This is a genomic window from Burkholderiaceae bacterium DAT-1 (assembly GCA_019084025.1).
GTDB lineage: Bacteria > Pseudomonadota > Gammaproteobacteria > Burkholderiales > Chitinimonadaceae > DAT-1.
This window is the reverse complement of sequence record JAHRBI010000003.1, coordinates 250,494-276,378: the sequence shown is the minus strand read 5'-3', so window position 1 is coordinate 276,378 and position 25,885 is coordinate 250,494. Positions and strand designations below refer to the sequence as shown.

The 25,885-nt window shown below is 57.9% G+C and carries 26 protein-coding genes; 14 read left to right on the top strand and 12 right to left on the bottom strand.

Annotation, left to right across the window (positions count from 1 at the left end):
• Window positions 1–142: 142 nt before the first annotated feature.
• The 5 genes from purE to KSF73_07265 all read left to right on the top strand — a co-directional run bounded on the left by purE (window position 143) and on the right by KSF73_07265 (window position 4,779).
• Window positions 143–649, top strand: a complete 507-nt coding sequence (gene purE / locus KSF73_07285) for a 5-(carboxyamino)imidazole ribonucleotide mutase (GenBank protein ID MBV1775518.1) — start codon at window positions 143–145, stop codon at window positions 647–649.
• Window positions 649–1,791 (top strand): 5-(carboxyamino)imidazole ribonucleotide synthase, encoded by a 1,143-nt coding sequence (locus tag KSF73_07280; protein MBV1775517.1) that lies wholly within the window; start codon window positions 649–651, stop codon window positions 1,789–1,791. Before purE ends, KSF73_07280 begins: the two co-directional genes overlap by 1 nt.
• A 17-nt stretch (window positions 1,792–1,808) precedes the next feature.
• Window positions 1,809–2,396 (top strand): hypothetical protein, encoded by a 588-nt coding sequence (locus KSF73_07275; GenBank protein ID MBV1775516.1) that lies wholly within the window; start codon window positions 1,809–1,811, stop codon window positions 2,394–2,396.
• Window positions 2,397–2,469: 73 nt separating this feature from the next.
• Entirely contained in the window at window positions 2,470–3,348 is an 879-nt protein-coding gene (locus KSF73_07270) for a phosphoribosylaminoimidazolesuccinocarboxamide synthase (GenBank protein MBV1775515.1), read from the top strand.
• A gap of 66 nt (window positions 3,349–3,414) precedes the next feature.
• Window positions 3,415–4,779, top strand: coding sequence for an HDOD domain-containing protein (locus KSF73_07265; protein ID MBV1775514.1), 1,365 nt, complete (start codon window positions 3,415–3,417; stop codon window positions 4,777–4,779).
• On the opposite strand, the gene KSF73_07260 is transcribed toward KSF73_07265, so the two are convergent.
• From KSF73_07260 to KSF73_07240, 5 genes are all read right to left on the bottom strand, one after another.
• Complete coding sequence (locus tag KSF73_07260) at window positions 4,767–5,231, bottom strand: EVE domain-containing protein (GenBank protein MBV1775513.1); 465 nt, start codon at window positions 5,229–5,231, stop codon at window positions 4,767–4,769. The genes KSF73_07265 and KSF73_07260 overlap by 13 nt on opposite strands.
• Window positions 5,232–5,280: 49 nt before the next feature.
• Window positions 5,281–7,932 (bottom strand): hypothetical protein, encoded by a 2,652-nt coding sequence (locus KSF73_07255; GenBank protein MBV1775512.1) that lies wholly within the window; start codon window positions 7,930–7,932, stop codon window positions 5,281–5,283.
• An 85-nt stretch (window positions 7,933–8,017) separates the two neighbouring features.
• A complete protein-coding gene (locus tag KSF73_07250) occupies window positions 8,018–8,641 on the bottom strand; it encodes a 5-formyltetrahydrofolate cyclo-ligase (GenBank protein MBV1775511.1) in 624 nt (207 codons plus the stop codon).
• 410 nt (window positions 8,642–9,051) lie between these two features.
• On the bottom strand, window positions 9,052–9,363 hold the full coding sequence (locus KSF73_07245) for a cell division protein ZapA (protein MBV1775510.1): 312 nt from the start codon (window positions 9,361–9,363) through the stop codon (window positions 9,052–9,054).
• Window positions 9,360–9,575 carry a hypothetical protein gene (locus tag KSF73_07240; GenBank protein MBV1775509.1) on the bottom strand — a complete coding sequence of 72 codons (216 nt, stop codon included), beginning with the start codon at window positions 9,573–9,575 and terminating at the stop codon, window positions 9,360–9,362. The genes KSF73_07245 and KSF73_07240 overlap by 4 nt, the downstream gene beginning before the upstream one ends.
• A gap of 123 nt (window positions 9,576–9,698) precedes the next feature.
• Between KSF73_07240 and KSF73_07235 the strand changes: the two genes are divergently transcribed.
• A complete protein-coding gene (locus KSF73_07235) occupies window positions 9,699–10,433 on the top strand; it encodes an rRNA pseudouridine synthase (protein MBV1775508.1) in 735 nt (244 codons plus the stop codon).
• A 51-nt stretch (window positions 10,434–10,484) separates the two neighbouring features.
• Here the strand turns inward: KSF73_07235 and KSF73_07230 are convergent, their stop codons facing one another.
• Window positions 10,485–10,874: a hypothetical protein gene (locus KSF73_07230; GenBank protein ID MBV1775507.1), complete on the bottom strand. Its 390-nt coding sequence runs from the start codon at window positions 10,872–10,874 to the stop codon at window positions 10,485–10,487.
• Between the two features lie 132 nt (window positions 10,875–11,006).
• On the opposite strand from KSF73_07230, the gene KSF73_07225 reads away from it, so the two are divergent.
• Window positions 11,007–11,534, top strand: a complete 528-nt coding sequence (locus KSF73_07225) for a GNAT family N-acetyltransferase (GenBank protein MBV1775506.1) — start codon at window positions 11,007–11,009, stop codon at window positions 11,532–11,534.
• A 30-nt stretch (window positions 11,535–11,564) separates the two neighbouring features.
• Complete coding sequence (locus tag KSF73_07220) at window positions 11,565–12,125, top strand: hypothetical protein (GenBank protein ID MBV1775505.1); 561 nt, start codon at window positions 11,565–11,567, stop codon at window positions 12,123–12,125.
• A gap of 238 nt (window positions 12,126–12,363) precedes the next feature.
• On the opposite strand, the gene KSF73_07215 is transcribed toward KSF73_07220, so the two are convergent.
• The gene (locus KSF73_07215; protein ID MBV1775504.1) at window positions 12,364–12,702 is read right to left on the bottom strand and encodes a hypothetical protein; all 339 of its coding nucleotides are present in this window, start codon (window positions 12,700–12,702) and stop codon (window positions 12,364–12,366) included.
• A gap of 400 nt (window positions 12,703–13,102) precedes the next feature.
• Window positions 13,103–15,076, bottom strand: a complete 1,974-nt coding sequence (locus tag KSF73_07210) for a U32 family peptidase (GenBank protein MBV1775503.1) — start codon at window positions 15,074–15,076, stop codon at window positions 13,103–13,105.
• Window positions 15,077–15,262: 186 nt separating this feature from the next.
• Between KSF73_07210 and KSF73_07205 the strand changes: the two genes are divergently transcribed.
• Complete coding sequence (locus KSF73_07205; protein ID MBV1775502.1) at window positions 15,263–17,236, top strand: GAF domain-containing protein; 1,974 nt, start codon at window positions 15,263–15,265, stop codon at window positions 17,234–17,236.
• Window positions 17,237–17,307: 71 nt separating this feature from the next.
• On the opposite strand, the gene KSF73_07200 is transcribed toward KSF73_07205, so the two are convergent.
• Window positions 17,308–18,825 carry a DUF3369 domain-containing protein gene (locus tag KSF73_07200; protein MBV1775501.1) on the bottom strand — a complete coding sequence of 506 codons (1,518 nt, stop codon included), beginning with the start codon at window positions 18,823–18,825 and terminating at the stop codon, window positions 17,308–17,310.
• Between the two features lie 172 nt (window positions 18,826–18,997).
• Between KSF73_07200 and KSF73_07195 the strand changes: the two genes are divergently transcribed.
• From KSF73_07195 to KSF73_07185, 3 genes are all read left to right on the top strand, one after another.
• The gene (locus KSF73_07195; GenBank protein ID MBV1775500.1) at window positions 18,998–19,390 is read left to right on the top strand and encodes a DUF2946 family protein; all 393 of its coding nucleotides are present in this window, start codon (window positions 18,998–19,000) and stop codon (window positions 19,388–19,390) included.
• 108 nt (window positions 19,391–19,498) lie between these two features.
• A complete protein-coding gene (locus KSF73_07190) occupies window positions 19,499–20,011 on the top strand; it encodes a YcnI family protein (protein ID MBV1775499.1) in 513 nt (170 codons plus the stop codon).
• Between the two features lie 18 nt (window positions 20,012–20,029).
• Entirely contained in the window at window positions 20,030–22,309 is a 2,280-nt protein-coding gene (locus KSF73_07185) for a TonB-dependent receptor (GenBank protein MBV1775498.1), read from the top strand.
• On the opposite strand, the gene KSF73_07180 is transcribed toward KSF73_07185, so the two are convergent.
• Complete coding sequence (locus KSF73_07180; GenBank protein ID MBV1775497.1) at window positions 22,306–23,550, bottom strand: TIGR03862 family flavoprotein; 1,245 nt, start codon at window positions 23,548–23,550, stop codon at window positions 22,306–22,308. The two genes, KSF73_07185 and KSF73_07180, sit on opposite strands and share 4 nt — an antisense overlap.
• A gap of 144 nt (window positions 23,551–23,694) precedes the next feature.
• On the opposite strand from KSF73_07180, the gene KSF73_07175 reads away from it, so the two are divergent.
• Together KSF73_07175 and KSF73_07170 are read left to right on the top strand one after the other, a co-directional pair.
• Window positions 23,695–23,904, top strand: coding sequence for a DNA-binding protein (locus KSF73_07175; protein MBV1775496.1), 210 nt, complete (start codon window positions 23,695–23,697; stop codon window positions 23,902–23,904).
• A 3-nt stretch (window positions 23,905–23,907) separates the two neighbouring features.
• Entirely contained in the window at window positions 23,908–24,321 is a 414-nt protein-coding gene (locus KSF73_07170; protein ID MBV1775495.1) for a type II toxin-antitoxin system VapC family toxin, read from the top strand.
• Window positions 24,322–24,399: 78 nt separating this feature from the next.
• On the opposite strand, the gene KSF73_07165 is transcribed toward KSF73_07170, so the two are convergent.
• Window positions 24,400–24,759 carry a hypothetical protein gene (locus KSF73_07165; protein MBV1775494.1) on the bottom strand — a complete coding sequence of 120 codons (360 nt, stop codon included), beginning with the start codon at window positions 24,757–24,759 and terminating at the stop codon, window positions 24,400–24,402.
• A complete protein-coding gene (locus KSF73_07160; protein ID MBV1775493.1) occupies window positions 24,756–25,865 on the bottom strand; it encodes an ATP-dependent 6-phosphofructokinase in 1,110 nt (369 codons plus the stop codon). Before KSF73_07160 ends, KSF73_07165 begins: the two co-directional genes overlap by 4 nt.
• Window positions 25,866–25,885 lie beyond the last annotated feature (20 nt).

Sequence of the window (25,885 nt, the reverse complement as noted above, 5' to 3'; positions counted from 1 at the left end):
GCGCCACGCATGGGGCGTTGCATACGTGAGATGTCGGATGTATCCGAGGTATCAAAGCGACATGACATGCCTTTTGTACGATACGCCGTGCTTTTTCACGAAATTTCGGTAAAATCCGCTTTTTGAAACAGGGGATTATCCGATGACACAGAACGATCCGACCATCAGGATCGGCCTCGTGATGGGCAGCAACTCCGACTGGGAAGTCATGCAGCATGCAGCCCAACAGCTCAAGGCATTTGGCGTAAGCTTTGAAGCCCGCGTTGTTTCCGCCCACCGTACACCCGACCTCTTGTTCGATTACGCTGCAACAGCCGAAGCGCGTGGCCTGAAGGCCATTATCGCGGGTGCTGGCGGTGCTGCGCATCTGCCGGGCATGCTGGCCGCCAAGACGACTGTTCCTGTGCTGGGCGTACCTGTGCCGTCGAAATACCTGCGTGGCGAAGATTCGCTACTGTCCATCGTGCAAATGCCAAAGGGTATTCCTGTTGCCACCTTCGCCATCGGCGAGGCCGGTGCAGCCAATGCTGCGCTGTTCGCTGTATCGTTGCTGGCCAATGAAGTGCCTGAACTGCGCGAGCGCCTGAACGCGTTCCGCGAGCAGCAGAAAAACGCCGTGCTGGCGATGCAATTGCCGGAGATTGAATAATGTCCGGGGTGACTAAGCCAATTTTGCCGCCCGCGATGCTGGGCATTCTGGGGGGCGGGCAACTGGGTCGCATGTTTGCGACTGCCGCCAAAACACTCGGATACGGTGTCACCGTACTCGATCCTGATCCCGATGCCCCTGCTGCGGCGTATGCCGATCGCCATATCTGTGCCGCCTACAATGATCCGGTGGCGCTGGAAGATCTGGCGCGCCATTGTGCTGCGGTCACCACCGAATTCGAAAACGTCAATGCCGATTCCATGCGCTGGCTGGCACAGCATGTGCCGGTGAGTCCATCGGGCGATTGTGTGGCGATTGCCCAGGATCGCATCAAGGAAAAAGCCTGGATTCGCAAAGCTGGACTGGCCACCGCGCCTTATCTGGCGCTAGAAAGCGTGGATGATCTGGCGCATGACCTGACCCCCTATCTGCCGGGTATCCTCAAGACTGCGCGTCTGGGCTACGACGGTAAGGGTCAAGTGCGCGTCAAAACAGCAGATGAAGCACGTGCTGCCTTCGCTAATCTGGGCGGACAGGCGTGCGTGCTGGAAAAGATGCTGCCGCTGAAGCTGGAAATCTCGGCGATTGTCACCCGCAGCTCGGCGACTGCACATGCGGTGTTTCCGGTATCGGAAAATCAGCACGCCAACGGCATTCTTGATGTCAGCATCGTCCCGGCTCGCGTATCGACCGATCTGGCCGCGCAAGCCCAGACCATGGCCGTGCAACTGGCACAGGCGCTTGATTATATCGGCGTGCTGGCGGTGGAATTCTTCGTACTCGACGACGATTCGTTGGTGGTCAACGAGATTGCGCCACGTCCGCATAACTCCGGGCATTTCACCATCGACGCCTGTCTGGTGAGCCAGTACGAGCAGCAGGTGCGTGCCATGTGCGGCCTGCATCCGGGCGATAGCCGTTTGCTGACACCCGTGGTGATGGTCAACTTGCTGGGTGATGTCTGGCAGGATGATGGTGGCGAGCCGAAATGGGATGTACTGATGCAGGCGCCCAACACTCGACTGCATCTATATGGCAAAAAAGCAGCACGTCCGGGCCGAAAGATGGGACACTACTGCGTAATGGCTGACAGTGCCGATACAGCACTCGCTCAGGCAGAGGCGCTTAAAGAAACCCTTTGACCGGATAGTGTGCCCGCATGACCCGCATGCCAGACTGGCTGGAGTGGAGCCGCAAGATCGGGCCCGCCTATGAATTGGTTGATCCCAACTACGTGCGCGGCGTGAATGTCGAGTTTTTCAATCACACCGCGCGCAGTCTGCATCTGGTTGGCTACGATCACCTTGCTGATCTATATCCCGCTGGCGTCAGCCGCGATGCGGGCGCTTTGACGCGTTTGATGCTGACGGCGGACGGATTGACCCTCTCGGCCATTACTCAGGTGGCTGATACTACTCGTTCAAAACACTGGTATTCACGTCTGCGCAACTGGGTGAAGCCGACGTATGGCGCCTGTTCGCTGGCGCTCTATACCCGGTTTGCCAACGGTATGCACTTCATCACCGATATCGGCGATCCCAAACTCGACCGCAATGATCCGACCGGCATTCATCTGATGACCCTGCCCATGCATACTGAAGCGCAGGATCTGGCAAGGGTGCATATCGAGCGATTACGCGCCTACAGACTGGCTTTGCCGCTGGTGCGGCCGGTGCCCTTCGGGGATTATCGCGATTACCAGCGCATGGAAAATCTGCTCGCTGGTCGCCGCGAGCATGCAGGCTGATCATCTGAGGTGAGCCAAACGGTCCGAATGGGGTAAAATAGCGGATTGACTATATCGCTCCCTGAGGACCGTCATGACCGGCCTGACCCAATCCAATCTCAGTTCGCTCAAGAAAATCTACGCTGGCAAAGTTCGTGATCTGTACGAGATCGACGACAAGCGCATGCTGATGATTGCAACTGATCGTCTTTCCGCCTTTGACGTGATTCTCGGTGAGCCGATTCCGGAAAAAGGCAAGATCCTGACTGCGATCTCCAATTTCTGGTTTGCCAAGCTGGCTGACGTGGTGCCGAATCATCTGACCGGTGATCGCGCCGAAGACGTGGTGTCCGCAGCCGATCTGCCGCAAGTCGAAGGCCGTGCCGTGGTGGCCAAGCGCCTGAAGCCGGTGCCGGTTGAGGCGATTGTGCGCGGTTATCTGGCAGGCTCCGGTCTCAAGGAATATCGCCAGCATGGCACCGTATGCGGCATTGCGCTGCCAGCAGGTCTGCGCGAAGCAGACAAGCTGCCGGAACCGATTTTCACGCCTTCTACCAAGGCTGCCGTGGGTGATCACGACGAGAACATCTCGTTTGACGAGTTGGCTGGCAAGATTGGCACCGATCTGGCCAATCAGGTACGTGAAACCGCTATCCGTCTCTATAAGGCCGCTTCGGAATATGCGGGTACACGCGGCATCATCATTGCCGACACCAAGTTCGAGTTCGGTCTGGACGAAGATGGCACACTGACCCTGATGGATGAAGCGCTGACCCCCGATTCGTCGCGCTTCTGGCCGGCAGACCAGTATCGCGTGGATTGCAGTCCGCCCAGCTTCGACAAGCAGTTTGTTCGTGACTGGCTGGAAGCCAGTGGCTGGAACAAGCAAGCGCCCGCACCGGCTGTACCGGTGGACGTCGCACAGAAGACGGCTGACAAGTATCGCGAAGCACTGGACCGTCTGACCGCCTGATCGCCGGTATATTGGGATGCGCCTTCGAGCCAGCTATGCTGATAGCTGGCTCTGGAGGAGGCATCCATGGCATTTTCGCTTTTCAAACGTCTGCTGGGACTGGACACACCGTCTCCGGTCGCAGCCCCCCGTCCTAGTCCTGCACCTTCGCTATCGCGGGTGCCTGCAGACACTCAGGCCGACTTAAGCGAGCGCACCGGCCCCGCCACCATGCTGCACCGTGATCTGATGGTCAGCCGCGAGCTGCAGATTCTCGGGCACCACTTCCGTCTGCGCGAAAGCGTCCAGCGTCGTCACGATGCGGCTGCAGGTGAACTCACGCGCATGTACGATGAAGCCCTGCTACGGCATTTTATCGCTGAAGAGGCGCTGCGACCCTTCGGGCAAAAACTGATCTGTCTGGATGTGTCGATCCATGTGCTGGATAGTGCCTTGCTGGCTGCATTGCCGCCGGGGCAGTTTGTCCTGATACTGGATGTCAGCACGCAACCCCAGCCGTGCGCGGAGACTGCGGAGCTGATGCGTCGACTGCGTGCGTCCGGCTATCAATTCGGGATTCGTCTGGATGGGCAAGGCGAGGCGAAGTCTTGGCTGCCGCTGGTTGATTTGGTGCATCTGTCCATGCCCGAGCATCATCCAGAATCCCTGTCTGCCATGCTGACGGATATCCAGTCAATTGCCCCGCATGCAAAGGTACTGCTGGCAGATATCCGCTTTTATGAAGAGATGCAGACTGCGCGCCAGTTGCCGGTTGAGATGCTGGAAGGTCGATATCTACGCCATCGAGAGCCGGTTCAGCCTGGGGATCTGGATGCAGGATATATGCGCCTCTTGGAAACCCTGAATCTGGTGCGTGCCGAAGCGGACGCTGCTGACATAGCGCGATCCCTCAAATTCGACCCCCTCCTCAGTTTCAAGTTGCTGCGCTTTGTGAATTCGCCTGCGGCGGGCTTGGTGACACCGGTAGATAGCATTGAACGGGCGGTGATTGTACTTGGACACCAGCAGCTGTATCGCTGGCTGTCGTTGTTGCTCTACAGTCAGGCACAGCCAGATGGCGGGCAGCCGGTGCTGATGGCAACTGCGCTGATGCGGGGACGCATGATGGAGCTGCTGGGAAAACGTCTGTTCAAGCGCGAGCATCATGACGCGCTATTTACAGTTGGACTTTTTTCGGTGCTCGACGTGATGCTGGGACAGCCGATGGCGAAGATAGTCGATCACCTGTCCCTGCCTGCCGAGATGGCGAGCGCACTGGTGAGCCGGGAAGGGCGCTATGCGTCGTTGCTCGAATTGGTGCTGGCCTGTGAAGAAGGCGATCAGCCTGAAGCCGATGCCTTGTTCGAGGCTGCCCATGTCACGCGGCTGGAAGTCAGCCGTGCCCAGATCGAGGCACTGCACTGGATGGAAGAGGTCGGTCAGGCCAGCTGACGCAAGCTGAGAATATGACGCCACTCTGCTTCGGTCACGGGTGTGATCGACAGCCGATTGCCGCGCTTGAGCACAAGCATGTCGGCCAATGCAGGATCGATGCGCATCTGATCGAGTGTAATGACCGGGAAACGCGCCCTGAAGCGCACATCGACTTGCATCCAGCGCGGTTGTTCCGGGGTGGACTTGGGGTCGTGATATTTGCTGGCAGAATCAAATTGCGTCGGATCCGGGTACGCGTTCGAGCAGACTTCTGCGAGGCCTGCGATACCCGGTATGGCACAGCTGGAATGATAGAAGAGTACGCCATCGCCCTGTTGCATCTCATCACGCATAAAATTACGTGCCTGATAATTGCGCACGCCATACCAGCCCACGGTTTGATCCGGTTTGTTAAACAGATCGTCGATTGAGACATCATCCGGTTCGGATTTCATCAGCCAGAATGCCAAGGGGATCTCCTGAGGGCGAAGCGCGCGTCATACGCTATTGGATGCGCGACTATACCCCAATTAGCTGGCAGACAAGCTTGTAGAGTGAATCGCGGCGCACTGGTTTGTTCAGGTGGCCATCCAGCGTAGCGCTCGTGGCAAGCGTGGTCCGTCCCGGGGTGTGCAGCAAAATGCGCCGTAGACAGGGATGATGCTGATCCAGCCATGCTAGACAGGCCGGGAAGTCTGCCAAGCCCGCGTCCAGCAAAATGGCGGCTGGCAGGATGGATACACTATTGGTGCGGGACTGCATACCCTGTAAGTCGTGATCCTGAATTGTCTGGATACCCCATTCAGCAAGCATACCCGCAAGATGTGTGCGTACTTCGGGGTGGTCATCCACGATCCACAGGATCTGATCTTGGAATGCATCTGGTATGGGTTGCTCGATTGCCTTGCTGAGGACTGTAAATGGTAATTCGAACCAGAAGGTCGAGCCTTGTCCGGGCGAACTGTTCAGGCCAATCTGTCCACCCATGAGTTCAGCGAGTCGTTTGCAGATCGACAGACCCAGTCCCGACCCGCCATATTTACGTGTAATGGAACTATCAGCCTGAGTAAATGGCGTGAAAAGCTCCCGCTGCTTTTCGTCGGAAATGCCGATGCCGGTATCGCGGATGTCGAAGCGTAACAGGGCGTGCCCATCCTCTTCGGACAAACAGCGAACCTGAAGCGAAATGAAGCCGGAAGCGGTGAATTTCAGGGCGTTGCCGAGCAGATTGTTGAGGATCTGTCTCAGTCGTACCGGATCGCCGGCAAGAACGGGTGGAAGTGCCGGCGGCAAATCCACCACCAGCTCGAGCGGTTTAGCAAAGATGCGCGGTGCCAGCAGGTCACACACTTCATGAATCAGCAGCGGTAGATTAAAGTCGACATGCTCGATATCCATGCGTCCGGCATCAATCTTGGAGAAATCGAGAATATCGTTGATGACCGCGAGAAGCGCTTGCGCACTATGCTGGACGGTTTGCGCATACTCGCGTTGTTCTTCGTCGAGATCAGTGGAAAGCAGCAGCTCACTCATCCCGATCACCCCATTCATCGGCGTGCGGATTTCATGGCTCATATTGGCCAGAAATGTGCCTTTGACGCGATTGGCGGCTTCAGCCTGATCACGTGCAGCCTTGAGCGCAGCCTCGTATTCCTTGTGTTCGATGCTTAGCGCAGCGATATGGGCGGCACCCAAGAGCACGCCTTCCGGATGTCCGTCCTCTGGCGGTTCTACCAGTGACATTACCCCCAGCACCTTGCCGCGCCCGACAATGGGTTGGCTGAGTAGTGCATATCCACCCAGCCCAGTCGAACCGGATATATGCAGATTTACACTGCCATCGGGCATCCACGGACTGTCGTTATGTCCCGGGGAAAAGGTTTTCCATTCATCGGGTACGTTTGAACGTGCAGGGGCGTGTGCAATGAGATGCAGCTGATGATGGTCGTCGAATAGATAGATCAGGCAGTAGGTAGCAGGTATGTGCCGCAGGGTACTGATGGCAATACGGCTCATCAGTTCCGGTAATTGATCGCCGGCCACAATGTGTTCCAGCACCTCGCTGCGACTGGCCATTTCTTCCTGTTGCCGTACCAATTGCTGCCGGCTGCGCTGAACATGGCCAATATACCCCAGCGCCGCGCCCAGTAAACCGAACAAGCCTAGACCGGACAATACCCATGTGAGGAGGCGTTGACGTTCCTTTTGCTTAAATGTTTCCAGATTACTGACGGGTTCGAATGCGCAGATGACCAAATCTTCACCTTGCACGTGATGTGATGCCCACACACCGGGTTCGGGCACTTTGTCAAAGCGAAGCAGGGAAAGTCGTCCGCGGGTTGGCCAGCGTGATAGGGGCAGATCGGGGAAACTGCGGCGCTTGTAGCGTGCCTCCAGGGCATCCAGATCAGCCCGTTCCAGCTTGTGATCAGGGATGCGGTAGTATTGCAGATCCGGATTCCGAGCCAGTACGACGACACCATTTCCGTCTGCCAGGAAGGCATATTTACTGGTCAGCCAGGGTTGGAAAAAGGAAATATCGACTTTAACGACCGCAACACCCACGATGGTTGCACCATACCGAACCGGGGCGGAAAAATACAGACCCGGAATATTGGTTGAACGACCCACGGCAAACTGGTGGCCGGGCTGTCCCGCCATCGCCATTTTGAAATAATCGCGATCGCGGAAGTTCTCGCCGACCATCGAGTTTTCTTTGCCGAAGTTACTGGAGGCGACGGCGTTTCCGTGACGATTGATCAGCCAGATGTTGCTGATCGACTTGTACGCTTTCGAGGCACGCAAAAGGGAAGCACTGATCGTTTGTACATCTGGCAGCATCTCCCACTGCATGCGCATGGTGAATGCAGTGCGCGCCTCCTGTAATTCCGTATGCTTGGCTAGCAAGGCTTGTACATCAGGGCTCTCTGCTACCGTGGCAGGGATGCCGTGCAGTAAGTCCAGTGAATCGCTGATGCCATGGCTAATCTGACCCACCATTTCTTCCAGCTGCCGGGTCGCATCACTGACAGCCGCTTGCTTTTCCAGTTCGGTGTCGTTCAGCGAGATACTGGCGCCGAACAATATCCACGCCAATGCCCCCATGGCGCAGCATAAGCTGAGCACCGCAGGGTGGATGCGGCTGAGGCGTTGGGCTTGGCGAGCAATCATGGGGCCGTTGCACAAGTGACAGATTTCCAGTTTAGGCGGGAAATGCCGTCAGGTCACGAGGTGAATCGAGTGTTTGATCAGTGGCCTATCTCGTCGTGATCTCATACACCCGCGACTCGGTCAGTACCGCATCCAGCCGCGCATCGTGGGCTTCCAGTGGCAGCGAATCCACGCGCTGACAGTCGTAGGCAATCCCGATCAGGCGGGGCTTGCGCCAATGCTGCCGCTGGCGCGAGAAGGAAAACGTGCAGTCATAGTACCCTCCACCCTGACCCATGCGGCCACCCTGTGCATCAAAGCCGGTGAGCGGCACCAGCACCGCATCCAGATCACGGCCGCGCACGCGCTTTTTCCCGACATATTCGCTGATGCCGTAACAATTGCGCTGCCAGCGCCCGTGCGGATCGAGCAGCGAGGCAAAATGCATCTTCCGTCCACGTCTGGGGACGACCGGCACGCAAACATCTACACCGAAGCGCAGCATCGTCACAATGCTTACGTCTAGCGACAACTCTGAGCCCAGTGCCAGATAGGCGGCTACCCGCCGCCCGCGCTTCAATAGTCGCAGTGTGCGCAATCTTCGCGCAACCTCGGTCGCTGCCCGCTGGCGCTCCGCGACCGGAATGGCCGCACGCCTGCGACGCAGCGCTTTGCGTAGTTCGGCTTTGCTACTTTTGAGTGTATCGGACAAGCGTGGAGATGTTGGCATATCAGCGAAAGCTGGCCGCCATTCAGTCACGCTGACGCGCATCAGCGCGGTCCCCCCGCGGCGGCGGGGGCGGAGGGGGTGGAACAAATCAGCGAACAATCTACATACGTAAAGATGCCGCCGATGCGCCAGGGTCCCCCTGGCGAAGCACTGCCAGTTACCCAACCTGGCAGCCCATTTAGAGAGATCCCCGCAGTCACTGCGTAGCCCGTATCTTGAACCTGACGGTTCAAGTGGCCACAGACCGGTCCGTTTCAGGCGCCGCCGACAAAGGGCTTCGCACACCCACGGACACACGCCGCGCAGCCAGAGGCAATATATTGGTTCAAAGAATCTGGGCCGACGCAGCGCTGCGAGGAAAAAACAGTTCGGGATAAAGAGCAGCGAACGATGTGACCAGCAAAGCCTGCCTAGAACAGATTCTGCTGCGGCTCGTTCAATGTGTCGTCGATCAACGACTCCATGCCAGCGATTTTACGCCGAATGTCCGCCATGTCAAAACCGCCGCCGACACGCGTATTCATGTATTCGTGGGCGATATTGAGCGCGGCCATGATGGCGATCTTGTCGATGCCCATCACATTGCCGCTATCACGGATTTCTTTCATCTTGCGGTCGATGAAGATGGCTGCTTCAAGCAAGGCCGTTTCCTCATCCGCCGGGCAGGCCACGCGAAATTCGCGACCCATGATATTGATATCGACTTCCTTGCGATCGCTCATGGGGCTTCCTCCTCGGCGACCTCGGCAGGCAATCTGGCCAGCAGGGCATCAATGCGCGTGCGGGCACCTTCCACCTTGTCGCTCAGGCGCTTATTGTCGCGGCGCAGCTCGAGAATTTCCTGGCGGAATTGCTGATTCTCGGTGCGGAGCTGGCGGCACAAGCCGACCAGCGTGGTGAGTTTTTCTTCCAGTTTAATCAGTTCGGTATCCATGACATCGGGTCCGGATCAATGAGTCATCGTCATTCTATCAGGCGAGCGGCCGTTTGGTGTGTCGGCTGAATGACCTACAACAGGTTACAATACAGGATTATCCGTAGCGAAAGCAGATGCATCATGAGCGAACCCGTCCGTTTATCCAAGCGCATGGCCGAACTGGGCTTGTGTTCACGCCGCGAGGCCGATGAATATATCGAGCGTGGATGGGTCAAAGTTGATGGCATCGTGATCGATGTACTGGGCTCGCGCGTGTTGCCGACGCAACGCATCGAACTAGATAAGCGCGCCGAAGTCGCCCAGACCCAGCGCGTCACTATCCTGATCAACAAGCCGATCGGCTATGTGTCCGGTCAGGCAGAGGATGGCTACAAGCCCGCCTCGCTGCTGATCCTGCCGGAAAACCGCTATGTCGGCGACCGCTCCGGCATCGAGTTCAACCGAAGCCACCTGCGCGGTCTGGCGCCCTCGGGTCGTCTGGATATCGACTCAACCGGCTTGCTGGTGCTGACGCAGGATGGCCGAGTGGCCAAGGCGCTGATCGGTGACGAAACCAAGATCGAAAAAGAATATCTGGTGCGGGTAGAAGGCCGGCTGGATGCAGAAGGCATGAAGCTGCTCAACCACGGCCTGAGTCTCGACGGCGTCAAACTACGCCCGGCCAAGGTCAGCTGGCAGAACGAAGACCAGCTGCGCTTTGTGCTGCGCGAGGGTCGCAAGCGCCAGATCCGCCGCATGTGCGAACTGGTCGGCCTGCGCGTGGTGGGCCTCAAGCGCGTGCGTATTGGCCGCATTCCGCTGGCCGATTTGCCGATGGGGCAGTGGCGCTACCTGCGTCCGGAAGAGAAGTTCTAATCCACAGGCAATACGTGGCCCCGGCGCAAGGCATTGCGCCGGGAGGGACGCTTACCCACGCCCCGCAAACACAAACCTGATTACAACCAGCCCCAGCGTAAAGCAGAAGGCATACCAGAAGTGATAGCGAGGCTGGATGTCGGATTGATTCGCCGCGCGGCGCAAGGCCAGCGTGCGAGCAACATAGCCAGACAGCAGTGGTGCGAGTAGCAGATTGGCAATGCGCAAGGCTGGCCAGTGAATCGCGGTAAGCGGCAGGATCAATAGCGACAAGCCGCCGACGACCCCTCCCAAAATGGACCAGAAGGCGCAATGTGCCGACGCCTGTCCCTTATCTTCCGTTGTGTGCCGGGCAGCAGCCCACTCAAAGGGGATGGCCGCCAGCACGTTGAGCAGAAATTCGCCCGCACCTTGCAGGATCAGGATGAGGAGGGTTTCCATGTGGCCGTGGTTGAGATTGCGACAGGTCTGAATATATCGCATATGAAGACCTGTGCATGCATTGGCAGTCATTGAAACCTCTCGGGCAGACAGGTAATCTCAATCACTGCCCTGTGACCGATCGAGATCGTCATGACCATCCTGCTGACGCCGCGCTTGCGGCTGGAACCCTTATCCGACCAGCATTTCGAGCCGCTGCACGCGCTCAACAGCCTGCCTGAGGTGATGCGCTATATCACGGGTAAACCCAACACGCCCGAGGATACGCAGCGCATGATCGATCGCGCCAATGATCGCTGGCCGAAGTACGGCTTTTCATGGTGGGCGTGGATAGATCGCGAGCGGGATCAGTTTGTCGGTACGGGATGCATCCAGCATCTGGGCTGGGACCCGGATAATCCGCTGGAAATTGGCTGGCGATTGCACCCGGCTCATTGGCGCAAAGGCTATGCCTCGGAGGCGGCACAGGCGATGGCGGCGTTTGCGTTCGATGACCAGCATGCGCCGGTACTGCGGGCGATTTGCCATCCCGACAATACGGCATCTGCTGCCGTGATGAAGCGACTCGGCATGCATGCCTGCGGGGTTGAACGATGGTATGACATGGAAGTGGCGGCGTATGAAATGTCGGCAGACGCTTGGCGGCAGCGCCACTTTTGAAAACGACAATGTAAGGAGGATGAATCAAAAATGAGAGCGGGCTTGATACGGTGTGTGCTCACCATGGTGCTGGTTGCAGCTGCTGGGCAGACGCCCGCTTGGGCAGAGACGGATTGCAAGGCTGCCTACGAGGCGCATCTGAAAACCGATCTGGTGTTGGACTATCAGGCGTTTGACCAAACGCAGCATCAGGGATTTCGGGCGCTGGGCGATCTGGCGTGCCATGCCGAGGCCGCAGACCTGATCGAGGCGTATATTGCCCATACGCAGGCTAAACAGAGCTCGCTCAAGTGGCATATTGCCCAGCTGCGCGCACATAGCGGCGATTATGCTGCTGCACTGCGTTACGCCGAGCAGAGCATCGACCCGGAAGAGTCGCTGGAAAAAGACCGCTTACGCTGGAACGACTACGTGCTGGCTACCATGGCTTTCCTCAAGCATGACAAGGCATCCTTGCTCGCGCATCGTGCCAAGGTGGAGGCAGATATTGAGCGTCATCGCGGCAATGGGATGAATCTCCGTCTGCTGGATGCATTCGTGAAATATTTCGATTCCTCTTATGCCGAGGCGATGCAGCATATTGAAAAATGATTTGGCGGATGTCCTTACTCCCACCCCCATCTGGCAAACCCTCTCAGCGCCCCTGACTCCGCCGCCCCGAGTCTGTTTGCTGCCTTATACCGTTGATGCATTTTCACCTGCGCTATTTTGTGCGCATGAAAATTGAGCAAGGTCACAGGCACGGAAATGGCGATGCAGCCCAGTGAGTTCACATCCTGCTGTTTTTGATCGTGCACAAGGGTGATTCGGAATTAGGTATGTAAGTTGCTCAAGCCTTATTTTTATTCAGTCGTATACCTACGAATGCACCTGAAAGGGTGATTGTCATTGCAATAATCTGGATGAAAGGGGGCATTAATACGAAATGATTGATATCGCATACAAAAAATATTGCAGGCGTCATTACCCCAAACCCAGTTGCACCCCAGGCGGCCGATATGTTGAATGGAGTAGAAATAATTAGTGCAATCAAAAATGCATGGGATTTTCTTACTTTGCGAGCGGCATATTGTCCAATTGCCATTGGTAGAAAGAAGGCTAGTATTGGTCCCCATATTAAGTAAAAAAGAGAAAGGAAAAATACGGATCCGCATACTATATTACCCATTATTTTATTTCCTCCGTCTCGTGATTTTTGGATAGCAAATTAACTTTGTAGGCGTTCATTCCATAATTGGTAATTAATGCTAATGTGCAACTGCACGCAGTTCAAATTTTATTGAAATAGTGATCTTATCCCGATCGTGTGGCATCGGATGTCACGGGATATCAATATTGATTTGACGCAATTTGTATAAGTGTTGACGGAAACGGGTCGTGTCGTCAATGGCCTGTGTGGCGGCCAATCTGGTCTTTAGCATTGGCAGTGATAGGAATATTTTCGTGTCCAGTAAGTTTAGGCGCGGGCGCATGGAGGGTCAAATCGGGCGCAGATAGTTGTTGCAGGCGCCCCCTCCCGGCACAAAGCCTTGTGCCGGGGCGAGGTTTGACCGGATGAGTCGGAGCGATCAGGGACGCTTGGCGAAGAACTGGATCGTCTGCACCGGCACAGTGGAGGGCGGGGGTTGCTTGAAGATGTGCGGCTTCATCGCGCCGACCACGTGCATCTCGCAGGGCTTACAGTCGAAACGCAGGGTGTAGGTGTGGTCGCCGGTTTTGAGCGTCATCGGTTCGGCGCGCACCTGGCCTTGTACGCCCTTCACGCCCTTGGCCTGCTTGGGGCAGAGGTTGTAGCTAAAGCGCAGGCAGTGCTTGGTGATCATCAGGCTGACTTCGCCTGCTTCTTCATGCGACTCGTAGGCGGCATCGATCAGCTGCACGCCGTGGCGCGTGTAGAAGGCGCGGGCGGCGTCGTTGTAGACGTTGGCTAGATAGCTGAGTGAGGTGTCCGGATAGGGCACGGGCGGCTGGGTTTCGGCCTTGCGCTCGGGGCGTTGCCAGGCGCGGACGCGGCCGGCTTCGAGCTGTTCGATGGCGTCGCGGCGCAGAGCGTTGAGACTGGAGGCCGGCACAAACCACGGCTGTTGCAGCTTCAGGCTGATATCGACTGCGCGGAAAATAGTGTTACCCAGCTTGCCGAGGTTGTCGCGCAGGGTTTGTGTGGCTTTGTCGACGTTTTGCGCGGGTTCGAGCGCCATAGCCAGCGTGGCCTGAGCACGCACGCCATCTTCATCGACTACATCCAGGGTTAGCCCGGTATCGCTGTCGCTGAGTGTCATCCACACATCGATACGGCGCTCGGCAGACTTCTTCTGTAGCGCTTGCTCCCAGGCGTGGTCGCGGTTGCGGTTGATGCGCAGACCGGCTTTGAAGCCGGGGCGCTCGGCCAGTACTTCATTGGGCCAGACGCGCCAGATGGCGTTTTCTTCGCCTTCCCCGATTTTTTCCACGATATTGGCTTGCACGCCAAATACTTCGCGCTTGTGCATGTAGTTCAGCCCGTCGCCATTGGCGAGCGCTTCCGGTGTTTCAAGATCAAAATGGTCCTTGGCGACGCGTAACACGGTGCCGACTGGCACGCCGACAAACTTGGGCGAATCAAATGCGCCGACGTCGCTCTCTTCGCGGCCGTTCACAAAGTAATCTGTGTGGCCGCGATGGAAGGTTTTATCCACATCCGGCGTGAAGAAGATGTCGCTCTTGCCGCTCGCTGCACGGGTAAATTCCGGGCGGTTGTCCATCAGGTCGTCTAGCAGCTGGCGGTAGTGGGCGGTGATGTTTTTCACATAGCCCATGTCCTTGTAGCGGCCTTCGATCTTGAAGGAGCGCACACCCGCATCGACCAGTGCTTCGAGGTTAGCACTCTGGTCGTTGTCCTTCATCGACAGCAGATGCTTGTCGAACGCCACCACCGCGCCGTTTTTGTCAGTCAGCGTGTAGGGCAGGCGGCAGGCTTGCGAGCAGTCGCCGCGATTGGCACTGCGGCCGGTATCGGCGTGGCTGATATAGCACTGGCCGGAATAGGCCACACACAGCGCACCGTGGATGAAGAATTCCAGCGTGGTATCGAGCGGCATGGCATCGCGGCAGGCGCGGATCTGCTTGAGATCCAGCTCGCGGGCCAGCACCACTTGCGAGAAGCCCGATTCGGCCAGAAAGCGCGCCTTCTCCGGGGTACGGATATCGCACTGCGTACTGGCGTGCAACTGAATCGGCGGGATATCCAGTTCCATGATCCCCATGTCCTGCACGATGAGCGCATCGACGCCAGCGTTGTACAGCTCGATGATCTGCTGGCGAGCCGGTTCCAGCTCCGCATCATGCAGGATGGTATTGAGCGTGACAAAGATGCGGGCGTGGTAGCGATGGGCAAATTCCACGAGTCCTGCGATATCGGCAATGCTGTTGGAGGCATTGTGGCGCGCACCAAAGCCCGGCCCGCCGATATATACGGCATCGGCACCGTGCAATATGGCTTCACGGCCGATTTCAGCCGTTTTGGCAGGGGACAATAGTTCGAGTTGGTGCGGCAACAGGCTCATGGAGGCTCGGGGATGAGGCAAAAAGGTCGAATAGTATAGCGGAATCAAGCGTTTGCGACGAGATGTGCAGGTCGCTTGATCGATTGGCGGTTGATCCGACTGTCGGCGCGCTGTTCTGGTGTACACGCATTATAAATAAAGGAGTTATGTAGATAGATGCGCATGGCGGACATGGAGGCAGTGCCGATGGATCGACGTTTGAAGAGGCTGGAAGCCGTTCAGGAAATGGTGTTGTCCATCGATTTACTGCAATCATCCTGTGATGACCTGACAGTTTTTCTGGCAGCGGTGCATGCTGAACTTAGCCGGATCATCTATGCGGAAAACTTCTATGTTGCACTCTACGATGCAGACCGGCATGGATTTCAGATCGTGTACATGTGCGATTCGGAAGATGAGATCTCCGATCCGGATCATCTTGAGGTCGTGAGTGATCAGTATCAGTCGCTTACCGCATGGGTGGTACTCAATCGCAAGCCTTTGATTCTGACGGCTGCGCAGGAAGAGGAAATCAGCAAGACCCTGCCTTCGGGCCGGTTTACCAATGGCAAGGTGGCCGAGCACTGGATGGGCATGCCCTTGCTGCGGCGCAATGGTAGCTGCCTCGGCGCGATTGTGACGCAGAGTTACGATCCGGCACGCACGTTCAGCGAGGAAGATCAGGCGCTGTTCCGTTTCATTGCCAACCATATCGCCACCGTTGTCGATCAGTTGCAAACGGTGAAATGGCTGGAGCAATCGATCAGCGATCGCACCGCCCTGCTGGAAGCCGAAGTAGCTGATCGCAAACGGGGTGAGCAACTACAGCATGCTCTGTACGAAATTGCCGCGTTGTCCGCAGAAGGCGGAGATGTGGTGGGACATTACAAGCGGCTGCATGAAATATTTGGCCGGGTGATGTATGCACCGAATTTTGTGGTGGCTCTGTACGACGAATCCTGTCAGGAAATCAGCATTGCGTACATCGTTGATGAAAAGGAAGATTCGGCCTCTCCGGATGCACCTGTCGTGCGCAAGTTCCCCATGGGTGAGGGGATGACTTCTTTGGTGATCCGCAGCCGCCAACCGTGGTTGATTGATGGCGCGCTGTGTGACGAACTGCAGGCGACCGGCCGCATCGGCAAGCTGTATGGCAGCCGTGATTTTTACAGCTGGATGGGTGTGCCATTAATTGTCGAAGAACACCTATACGGGGTGCTGATCGTTCAGAGCTATGACCCCGATGTGTTGTACAACCAGAGCGATCTGGAGGTGCTGAATTTCATTGGAAACCATGTTGCGGCTGCACTTGCACGATGGACTGCCGATCACGAGTTGAAGGAAGCGCAGGCTGGTTTGACAAGACGAAATGCCGAGCTGAGCGACGCTCTCGAATCGCTGAAGGTAGCTCAGGCCGAACTGGTGCGTCAGGAAAAGCTGGCTTCACTGGGCGGTTTGGTCGCGGGTATCGCGCATGAGGTGAATACGCCACTAGGCATTTGTGTGACGGCAACCAGCCATCTCTCCGAAGAGTTGAAACTGGTTGAAGCAGATCTGAATAACGACCAGCTCGATGAAGATGGATTGCGCAATTTTTTCAAGACGGCAGGTGAGGCTGTGCGCATTCTGCAGGCTAATACCCAGCGTGCGGCGGCACTGGTGCGCAGCTTCAAGCAGGTTGCAGTGGATCAATCGTCTGATGTAGCACGTGATTTCAATCTGGGAGCCTATCTGGATGAAATCATACTGTCGCTACGACCTAATCTGAAAAATTCCAGCCATGCGGTGAATCTGGATTGTCCGCCAGATATCGAGATGTTCAGCTTTCCGGGGGCGCTGTCGCAGGTGGTCAGCAATTTGGTGATGAATTCGCTGATTCATGGATTCGACGGCGTGACCGGTGGAAAGATTGATCTATCCGCCCGTCGTGAAGGCGATGTGGTGCGTCTGATTTATCAGGATACTGGCAAGGGGATGGACGAAGCATCGTTGCAAAAGCTGTTCGATCCCTTCTTTACCACCAAGCGTGGGCAGGGGGGGAGCGGGTTGGGCGCACATATTGTGTTCAATCTGATTACCGGGGTGCTGGGCGGCAAAGTAAGCGTGAGCAGCAAGTCCGGTGAGGGATTGCGCTATGAGTGTCTGCTGCCAGTGCGTCAGGCAGGCAAGGCTGCTGCCTGATTGAATGTCTTCAATGACAAGGCCGCCCTCGGGCGGCCTTGCTACGTCGATTGCATGCGCCGATAGAATGTCTAGTCCGGGAAACGTTCGCGAATGGCTTTGGCTGTATCTAGCCGGGTCAGCAGCAGATCGACAATTTCCGGGTCGAGATGGCTGCCCGCTACCTTTTTGACGTATTCGATCACATCACCCTCTGCCCATGCCGGTTTGTAGACGCGCTGATGGCTGAGGGCATCAAACACATCGGCCACGGCGACGATCCGGGCATAGGCGTGGATACTCTTGCCTACGAGTCCGCGCGGGTAGCCACTGCCATCAAAGCGTTCATGATGTTCGTGGCAGATGATGGCGGCAGCCTGCAGAATCGGGCGATTCGAGCCTTCCAGTAGTTTGTGGCCGACCACCGGATGCTGCTTCATAACCTCCCACTCCTCTTCCGTCAGTTCGCCCGGCTTGAGCAGCACGGAATCCGGGGTGGCGATCTTGCCGATATCGTGCATGGGTGCGGCGCGGCGGATGATCTCAGCTTCTTCGGGCGGCAGGCCATAGGACAGTGCCAGCATATGGCTGAGTTCGGCAATGCGTTTGACGTGATTGCCCATTTCCTGCGAGCGCGATTCCACCAGATTGCCTAGACGGTTGATCAGCTCGCTCTGTGTATCGACAATTTCCTGATTCAGCAGCAGATTTTCAAAGGCGATGCCGACGCTGGACGAGAAGATGTCGAGCAGCTGGGAGTCAAGCTGGTCGATTTTGGTGACGCCTTTGAGGACCAGCAGCGTCGCTTTTCCCCCTTTGCTGGAGAAATAGCCAACGTAGGTATCATCTTCCAGAATGGAGGTGCGGCGGCGTTGGGCTTCCATGAGGGCGGACATCAGACCCGGGTCGAGCTTGTCCTCGGGGGCAATGTCGCCAATGCTGGCCAGTACTTCCATCTGATTCTCGGTGGGAATGGCACTGACGCCCTTCACGCGTACCAGAATGCTTTGTTCATCCAGGCGCAAGAGTGCCACCACTTGCTGCAAGAGTCCGTTGGCAAATTCGCGCAGGTTGCGGGATTCAAAAACGCGTGTGGAGGCAGAGATGACTTTTTCCAGCCCCACCTGATAGCGCAACTGTGCCAGGCGTGCAGTCTCGATCTGCGAAATATCCCGATAGGCGCGCAGGGCGGCAAATAGCGTCGTGAACAGCTTTTTGCGGTCGAGCTCCGTCTTTTCCTTGTAGTCGTTGATATCGTATTCAACGATGACTTCTTCTTCGGGCGCCTGACCCGGCTGACCGGTACGCAGCACAATGCGGGTAAAGCGGTTGCCCTGTTCCTGCCGCAGCCAGCGTGCAGTTTCCAGTCCGGCGGTTTCGCTTTCCATCACCACGTCGAGCAACACCAGTGCGATGTCTTTTTCCCGAGCCAGAATTTCGCGTGCTTCGGCACCGCTATACGCGTGCAGGAAGAACAGCGAGCGTTCGTCCAGCACAAAGCGAGACAAGGCCATGGTCGTCACTTCATGGATGTCGGGCTCGTCATCGACCAACAGTATCCGCCAGGGTGGCAGGGTCGAAACGGATTTGGACGGCTTCAGAAAGGCCATGGCTTACCTCATATTTCGCGAAGCGGCGGGGCATATCTCTTTCATGTTAGACGCCGGATGGCGGGGGACAAGGTGAAGTGGCTGACCGGTCAGGCGAGCATGTGTATGACTTGCATCAAGTGTGACGCGATTGTTTGGTGTGCGGCGCCACACCCCTGATAAGATGCGCGACATGAATTTAACCCGCCGCGTCCAGCATCGTGTATTGCTTCTGGTATCGCTCGCCATGCTGATGGCTGCGCTGATGCCGGCGGCCGCTCGCGTGCTGTTGGCCAAAGGCCTGCCTGTCTGGCAGGTGGTCTGTAGTACGCCGGTTGCAGCATCCGGGTCTGCTGTGCTGGTAGCGGTGGATGTACCGTCGCCGATCAGTGCGCTGGATGCACATGGTGCAGATTGCGCCTGGTGTCTGCTGCATATTGATCAGGTCATTCCGGTCGCCGATGTTCAGCCACAGACCTTGGCGATGACCGGACAGTCTCTGATTCCTTCACGATTTCTCTCCGCGCCGGTCACGGCCTTTGCGTGGGCGCCTGCTCAGGCCCGCGCCCCTCCTGTCACAGCCTGATTTGCAATCTGTTGCCCCGTTCGGGCTGCGTTTCCCCTTCGCAGCTGCGCGCTTCTGCGTGCACGGGGTATCTGTATCACGCTGATCTGACAGAGTATTTTCATGAATATGATTCGTCATCTTCTGCTGGCCGCATGCGCCGGCATGGGTGCATGCGCATGGGCGCATCCCTCGTTCGACGTCCCCGAAGCTAAGGCGGGCAGTTATTACAAAGCAGTGATCAAGATCGGCCACGGCTGTGATGGATCGGCGACCCGATCTATCGAGGTCACGATTCCGGAAGGCGTGCTGGGCGCACATCCCATGCCCAAGGCGGGCTGGCAGCTCAAAGTCGAAAAGGCACCGCTGGCCAAACCCTATGACAGCCACGGCAAAACCATCAAGGAAGATGTACGTCGTGTGATCTGGGAAGGCGGTTCGCTGCCGAACGATTTCTACGACGAGTTTGTGATGCAGGTAAAGCTACCCGTCGAAGCGGGCACGCTGTACTGGCCAGTGAAGCAATTGTGCGAGCAAGGCGAACACGACTGGCGCGAGATTCCGGCGGCAGGTGAAAAGTCTGCCCATCCTGCGCCGAAGCTGACCGTCCTGCCCAATGAACACGCTGGCCACGCCCACTGATTGCCCCGGAATCCTGTCATGAAATTGCATCAAACTCATCTGAACACCCGTCTTTCTCTGATTGCACTGTCGGTACTGAGTGCCTTGTCCGTGTGTGTGTCTGCCGAAGAGTCGGCTGATCCGCAGCGCGTCGACACAATCTCGATCAGTGGCAATCCCAATGCGGCCCTGCCACAGGCCCGCGCCCAAACCGTCCAGCAAACCGATGCCCGCACGATTGCCGAGACGGTGAACGTGCTGGATACCGAGGACGCGCTGAAATACATGCCCAGCCTGTTTGTGCGCAAACGCAATGCCGGTGATACCCAGCCCGTGCTGGCCACGCGGACCTGGGGCGTGAATTCGAGTGCGCGCAGTCTGGTCTATGCGGACGGCGTGCTGCTGACGGCGCTGGTGGCAAACAACAATACGATCGGTGCGCCACGCTGGGGCATGATCGCGCCGGAAGAAATCGACCGGATCGACGTGATGTATGGCCCGTTCTCGGCGGCCTATGCGGGCAATTCGATGGGGGCCGTCGTCGATATAAAAACACGTCTGCCGGAGCAGTTCGAAGCCAGTATTAACCAGACCCTCGCCAGCCAGTCGTTCAGCCAGTACGGCGTGAGCGATCATTACCTCACCAGCCAGACCGCCTTCCACTTGGGGCACAAGCTCGGTGATCTGGCCATCCGTGTGGATGCCAATCATCAGGACAGCCATAGCCAGCCACTCTCCTATCTCACTGCCGCCAGCCAGCCAACTGGCTCGACGGGTGGCTATGCCGATGTAAACAAGCTGGGACAGGTCGCCAATGTGTATGGCGCCAGCGGCCTGCTGCATACCCGTATGGATACGGTGAAGGCGGCGTTCGACTATCTGCTGGCACCCGGCACGCATCTGGCCTATACGCTGGGCTACTGGCACAACGATGCCGATGCTGGCACGCAATCCTTCCTGCAGAGTAAGACGACGGGCCAGCCGACCTATGCCAATGTCGCCGGATTTGCCAGCGGCACATATGGGCTCGACCAGCAGCATGTCATGCACAGTGCCTCGCTGTCGCACAATGGCACCAGTGATCTGGCCTGGGAGCTGGTGGCGACGTCTTACGATATGAAGCACGACCGCCAGACTTCCCCTTCTGCCGTGGTGACGGGGACGACGCAGTTCCAGCCTGCAGGCAAGGTGGCGGCTTATGACGGTACCGGATGGCAGACCGCAGACGGCAAGGTGGTTTGGAAGCTGTCGCCCGCGCATGAGCTGTCGGCAGGCGTGCATACCGATCGCTATACCCTGAAGAATCCGACCTATACAAACGCCAGCTGGCAGGACGGCCAGCCCTCCACGCTGTTCTCCAATGGCGAAGGCCGCACCGTGACCAGTGCGCTGTGGATTCAGGATGCCTGGCGTATTCAGCCGGGGCTGCGTGCTGTGATGGGTCTGCGGGAAGAATGGTGGCGCGCCGAAAACGGCGTGAATGCCAGTACTAGCAGCGCAGGCAAGCTGACAAGCGTTAACCAGCCCGGTGTCGATGCAGCGCATGCCTCTCCGAAGCTGGCGCTGGAATGGTCGCTGAGTCCGGGTACGCAGCTGACGGCCTCGTTTGGCCGCGCGTGGCGCTTCCCGACCGTGGGCGAGCTGTATCAGCTGGTGTCCACCGGCACGACCTTTACCGCGCCCAATCCCAATCTGAAGCCCGAAGCGGTGACCGCCGCCGAGCTGGCCTGGCGCTATCAGTCGGACGACGCCAGCCTGCGCGTATCGCTGTTTGACGAAAGCGTGCGCGACGCCCTGATCTCGCAAACCGCGACACTGGTACCGGGCAGCAGCCAGACCTACAGCTATGTGATGAACGTCGACAAGACGCATACACAGGGCGTGGAAGTGGCCTTCGAGCGGCAGCACCTTATCTGGCAAGCATTCAGCCTGTCCGGTTCGGTGACATGGGCCGATGCGCGTACGGTGTCTGACCCAAGCTGGGCGGGCACCACGACGGTTGTCGACAAACGACTGCCTTACGTCCCCACCTGGCGTGCCACGCTGCTGGGGAGCTGGCGCTTCAATGAAAACACCACCGGCTCACTGGGTATCCGTTACAGTGGCCAGCAGTATTCCACGCTGGACAATACCGATGTGGCCAATGGTGTATTTGGCGGATTCGACAGCTTTCTGGTGGCCGATGCACACGTGCAGTACAAGCTGGATAAACACTGGAGCGGCACGGCCGGCGTGGATAATCTCGCCAATCGCAAGTTCATCCTGTACCACCCGTTCCCGCAGCGGACCGTGTTTGGCAGTGTGAAGTACGGGTTTTAACGCGAGAGCAACTTAAGCACCCCATGTGCAGCCATCCTGCCACTGGCAAAACAGCCGGTGAGCAGGTAGCCGCCCGTGGGGGCTTCCCAGTCCAGCATTTCGCCTGCGCAGAAGGTGCCGGGCAGGGCGGTGAGCATCAGGCCGTGGTTTAGGGCTTCAAATTGCACGCCACCTGCGGTGCTGATGGCTTCGGCAAGCGGGCGCGGACGCTGGAAGCTGAGTGGCAGGGCTTTGATGGCAGCGGCGAGCCGGGTCGGGTTCTGCATATCGGTTTTGCTGACGCATTCGTAGATCAGCGCAGTGCGCACGCCCTTCAGGCCTAAGCGGCTTTCCAGATGACTCGAGAGCGAGCGTGATCCGCGTGGATGCGCGACTTCGGCCAGCACTTTGTCGGCAGGACGATCCGGCAGCAAATCCAGATATACCGTTTGCGGGCCATGGTCGCGAATGGCATCACGAATCGGCGCACCCAAAGCGTAGATCAGATTGCCCTCCAGCCCTTGCTCGGTCAGCACGCATTCGCCTTTGCGGGCATAGACCGTGCCATTCGGTGCCGTGTAGCTCAGGTGCACCGACTTCAGCGGTGAGCCGGCAAATTTTTGCTTGAGATGGTCGGTCCAGTTCAGCTCGAAGCCGCAATTGGCGGCCTGCAACGGCGCGATATTTACCCCGCGCTGTACCAGTCTCTCCACCCAGCTTCCATCCGATCCCAGCTTGGGCCAGCTCGCACCACCTAGTGCCAGAACCGTCGCCTCGGCACGAACTGTCAGATCGCCATTGGGGGTGCTGAACGTGAGCGCCTCGTCTGCTGACCAGCCGGTCCAGCGATGCCGCACATGCAGGCGCACCCCGCGCGATTTCAGGCGATGCAGCCAGGCGCGCAGCAGCGGCGCCGCCTTCATATCGGTCGGAAACACCTTGCCGGAGCTACCGACAAAGGTTTCGATGCCCAGCCCGTGAATCCACTCGCGCAGCTGGTCCGGCGTGAAGGCATCCAGCAGCCGCTTCACCTCGGCCTGCCGCGCGCCATAGCGCCCGACAAAGGCCTCGTAGGGCTCGGAATGCGTGATATTCATCCCGCCCACACCCGCCAGCAAAAACTTGCGCCCTACCGAAGGCATGGCGTCGAACACATCCACCTGCACCCCCGCCTCGCTCAGCACCTCCGCCGCTATGAGTCCGGCCGGACCCGCGCCAATAATGGCCACACGGGTGGAAAGAGAGTCGAGTGGCTGGGTCATGGGGATGTCCGGTAGAGGGCGTGGGGGCGGTATTGTACTGATATCAGCAGTTTAGTGGGTGGATTGTGGGTTGGACTGTTCTTATTGCTTTGATTACCACGACATGCTAATTTGCTATCAATGCAATCATTTTTGGAGGCTGCGATGGCGAGCCTGGTTGTACGCAATATTGAAGATGAAGTGGCGAATGCGCTCAAGCAACGCGCGGCTGCACATGGCATTAGCGCGGAGGCGGAACATCGCCGGATTTTGAAGGCATCGCTACTAGGGCTGCCTAAACGCAGCTTTGCTGACGTACTTGCAAGCATGCCGGATGTCGGTGAGGACGCTGACTTTGCCCGGACTGTGAAGTAAGTCATGTTCCTGATCGACACGAATGTCATCAGTGAGGCCCGCAAGGGGGCGCGAGCCAATCTTGGCGTCCAGCAGTTCTTCGCAGAGGCCGACCCGGATGAGTTGTTTCTGCCCGTTCAGGTCGTGGGCGAAATTCGCCGGGGTGCCGAGCGTATCCGACGCCGTGGGGATGAACTGCAAGCCGCAGCCCTGGATCGCTGGCTATCCGCGCTGACCGGAGAGTACTCGCACCGCATCATTTCCTTCGATACCGAGTGCGCTCAGGTTTGGGGCATGTTGACGGCCGGAGGCACACAGCATGCTATTGATATGCAGATTGCGGCTGTTGCGCTGATTTATGATCTGACGCTGGTGACGCGTAATGAGGCGGATTTTGCGGGTACCGGTGTGAAGGTGTGTAACCCGTTTGTCGAGTAGGTGATATCGTCTTTAGTAAAGCAAGTGGTCATATCTAAATTAAGCCTACGACATCCTTACTCCGTTTGAGTTTCGATATTACTCACACGCCGGCATTCCCATCCCGCCGTAATCAATCGGCGCCTCCAGATAATTCCCAGGTTGCCAGCAATGATGATGGTGGGGCATGAATCCCCACCACAGATCCGGCAGGATCACGCCGATCAGGATAACCGGGCCACTGGCAAACCTGATCCAGCGCCGCATCGGTACATACCACCAGACGAGCAAAGTCAGCGCAGCACCTGCCAGCCCGGCGTATTGATCCAGTGTGTGCGCGCTGCGCTCGGTGATCGTATGCGGGAAGATGTGTGCCAGCCCCACAAGCAGCAGGTGGAACCACAGTGGCAGGCTGATGGCGAGGCAAAGGTGGAGGAGGCGGGCTCGGCTGATGATCAATCCCCCAAACACACCCCAAGTGCCCGTGCCGTCGCCAGCGTATCCCCATCCAGCGGCACACTCTTCATCCGGCCAGCCACTTCATCCAGTGGCACATAGTTCACATTCGGAAAGGCCAGCGCCACCATCACGCCGTTTTGCCCTTGCGCCAGCGCACGCACGGCAGCGGCGCCAAAGCGCAGGGCGGCGAGGCGGTCGAAGGCGCTGGGGCTGCCGCCGCGCAGCAAGTGGCCGAGGACCACGGTGCGCACGTCCTTGCCAGTGAGCTTGCCAAGCGCCTGCGCGACCTGTTCGCCCATGCCGCCCAGTCGTTCTGCGTGCCCCGCTTCTTGATCGGGGAGCAGCGCGTGGCCGCCGCCGACTGGTGTCGCACCCTCGGCGACCACCACGATGGCGTACTGCTGATCACGCGATTCGCGCTCGCGCAGGAAAGTGGCCAGTGTGTTGATATCGAACGGCATTTCCGGCAGCAGAATGGCATGTGCATTGGCGGCGAGGCCCGCGTGCAGCGCAATCCAGCCCGCGTAGCGGCCCATCACTTCCACCACCATGATGCGCTGGTGGCTCTGGGCGGTGCTATGCAGGCGGTCGATGCTTTCGGTGGCAAAGCTGACGGCGGTATCAAAACCGAAGGTGGTGTAGGTCTTGTCGAGATCGTTGTCGATGGTTTTCGGCACGCCGATCACGCGCAGACCCTTTTTATAGAGCTGATCGGCAATCGTCAGGGTGCCATCGCCGCCTACGGCGACCAGTGCATCCAGCTGGTGGGCGGCAAAGAAATCGATGACTTCGTCCGAGCGATCCACTTCATGCACGCTGCCATCGGGGCGCGTCACCGGAAAGGCAAACGGATTGCCGCGATTGCTAGTGCCGATTACCGTCCCGCCGACATGGGTGAGGTTCGCGACCTGTTCCGGTCGCAGGCGGATCAGTCCGCCATCGGCGTAGCGTTCGGGGAAGAAGATGCCGCCAAAGCCATCGCGGATGCCATAGCATTCCCAGCCCTGCTGCGCGGCAGCTGTCACCACTGCGCGGATAACGGCATTGAGGCCGGGGGCATCGCCACCGCCGGTGCTGATGGCAATGCGCTTGATCGGGGTAGCCATGTTGCTCCAATAGGCAATCG

Excerpts from the sequence above, each read along its gene's own strand:
- purE (MBV1775518.1), top strand. The coding sequence starts at position 143 with ATGACACAGAACGATCCGACCATCAGGATCGGCCTCGTGATGGGCAGC.
- KSF73_07280 (MBV1775517.1), top strand. The coding sequence starts at position 649 with ATGTCCGGGGTGACTAAGCCAATTTTGCCGCCCGCGATGCTGGGCATT.
- KSF73_07275 (MBV1775516.1), top strand. The coding sequence starts at position 1,809 with ATGACCCGCATGCCAGACTGGCTGGAGTGGAGCCGCAAGATCGGGCCC.
- KSF73_07270 (MBV1775515.1), top strand. The coding sequence starts at position 2,470 with ATGACCGGCCTGACCCAATCCAATCTCAGTTCGCTCAAGAAAATCTAC.
- KSF73_07265 (MBV1775514.1), top strand. The coding sequence starts at position 3,415 with ATGGCATTTTCGCTTTTCAAACGTCTGCTGGGACTGGACACACCGTCT.
- KSF73_07255 (MBV1775512.1), bottom strand. The coding sequence starts at position 7,932 with ATGATTGCTCGCCAAGCCCAACGCCTCAGCCGCATCCACCCTGCGGTG.
- KSF73_07250 (MBV1775511.1), bottom strand. The coding sequence starts at position 8,641 with ATGCCAACATCTCCACGCTTGTCCGATACACTCAAAAGTAGCAAAGCC.
- KSF73_07245 (MBV1775510.1), bottom strand. The coding sequence starts at position 9,363 with ATGAGCGATCGCAAGGAAGTCGATATCAATATCATGGGTCGCGAATTT.
- KSF73_07240 (MBV1775509.1), bottom strand. The coding sequence starts at position 9,575 with ATGGATACCGAACTGATTAAACTGGAAGAAAAACTCACCACGCTGGTC.
- KSF73_07235 (MBV1775508.1), top strand. The coding sequence starts at position 9,699 with ATGAGCGAACCCGTCCGTTTATCCAAGCGCATGGCCGAACTGGGCTTG.
- KSF73_07230 (MBV1775507.1), bottom strand. The coding sequence starts at position 10,874 with ATGGAAACCCTCCTCATCCTGATCCTGCAAGGTGCGGGCGAATTTCTG.
- KSF73_07225 (MBV1775506.1), top strand. The coding sequence starts at position 11,007 with ATGACCATCCTGCTGACGCCGCGCTTGCGGCTGGAACCCTTATCCGAC.
- KSF73_07220 (MBV1775505.1), top strand. The coding sequence starts at position 11,565 with ATGAGAGCGGGCTTGATACGGTGTGTGCTCACCATGGTGCTGGTTGCA.
- KSF73_07215 (MBV1775504.1), bottom strand. The coding sequence starts at position 12,702 with ATGGGTAATATAGTATGCGGATCCGTATTTTTCCTTTCTCTTTTTTAC.
- KSF73_07210 (MBV1775503.1), bottom strand. The coding sequence starts at position 15,076 with ATGAGCCTGTTGCCGCACCAACTCGAACTATTGTCCCCTGCCAAAACG.
- KSF73_07205 (MBV1775502.1), top strand. The coding sequence starts at position 15,263 with ATGGATCGACGTTTGAAGAGGCTGGAAGCCGTTCAGGAAATGGTGTTG.
- KSF73_07200 (MBV1775501.1), bottom strand. The coding sequence starts at position 18,825 with ATGGCCTTTCTGAAGCCGTCCAAATCCGTTTCGACCCTGCCACCCTGG.
- KSF73_07195 (MBV1775500.1), top strand. The coding sequence starts at position 18,998 with ATGAATTTAACCCGCCGCGTCCAGCATCGTGTATTGCTTCTGGTATCG.
- KSF73_07190 (MBV1775499.1), top strand. The coding sequence starts at position 19,499 with ATGATTCGTCATCTTCTGCTGGCCGCATGCGCCGGCATGGGTGCATGC.
- KSF73_07185 (MBV1775498.1), top strand. The coding sequence starts at position 20,030 with ATGAAATTGCATCAAACTCATCTGAACACCCGTCTTTCTCTGATTGCA.
- KSF73_07180 (MBV1775497.1), bottom strand. The coding sequence starts at position 23,550 with ATGACCCAGCCACTCGACTCTCTTTCCACCCGTGTGGCCATTATTGGC.
- KSF73_07175 (MBV1775496.1), top strand. The coding sequence starts at position 23,695 with ATGGCGAGCCTGGTTGTACGCAATATTGAAGATGAAGTGGCGAATGCG.
- KSF73_07170 (MBV1775495.1), top strand. The coding sequence starts at position 23,908 with ATGTTCCTGATCGACACGAATGTCATCAGTGAGGCCCGCAAGGGGGCG.
- KSF73_07160 (MBV1775493.1), bottom strand. The coding sequence starts at position 25,865 with ATGGCTACCCCGATCAAGCGCATTGCCATCAGCACCGGCGGTGGCGAT.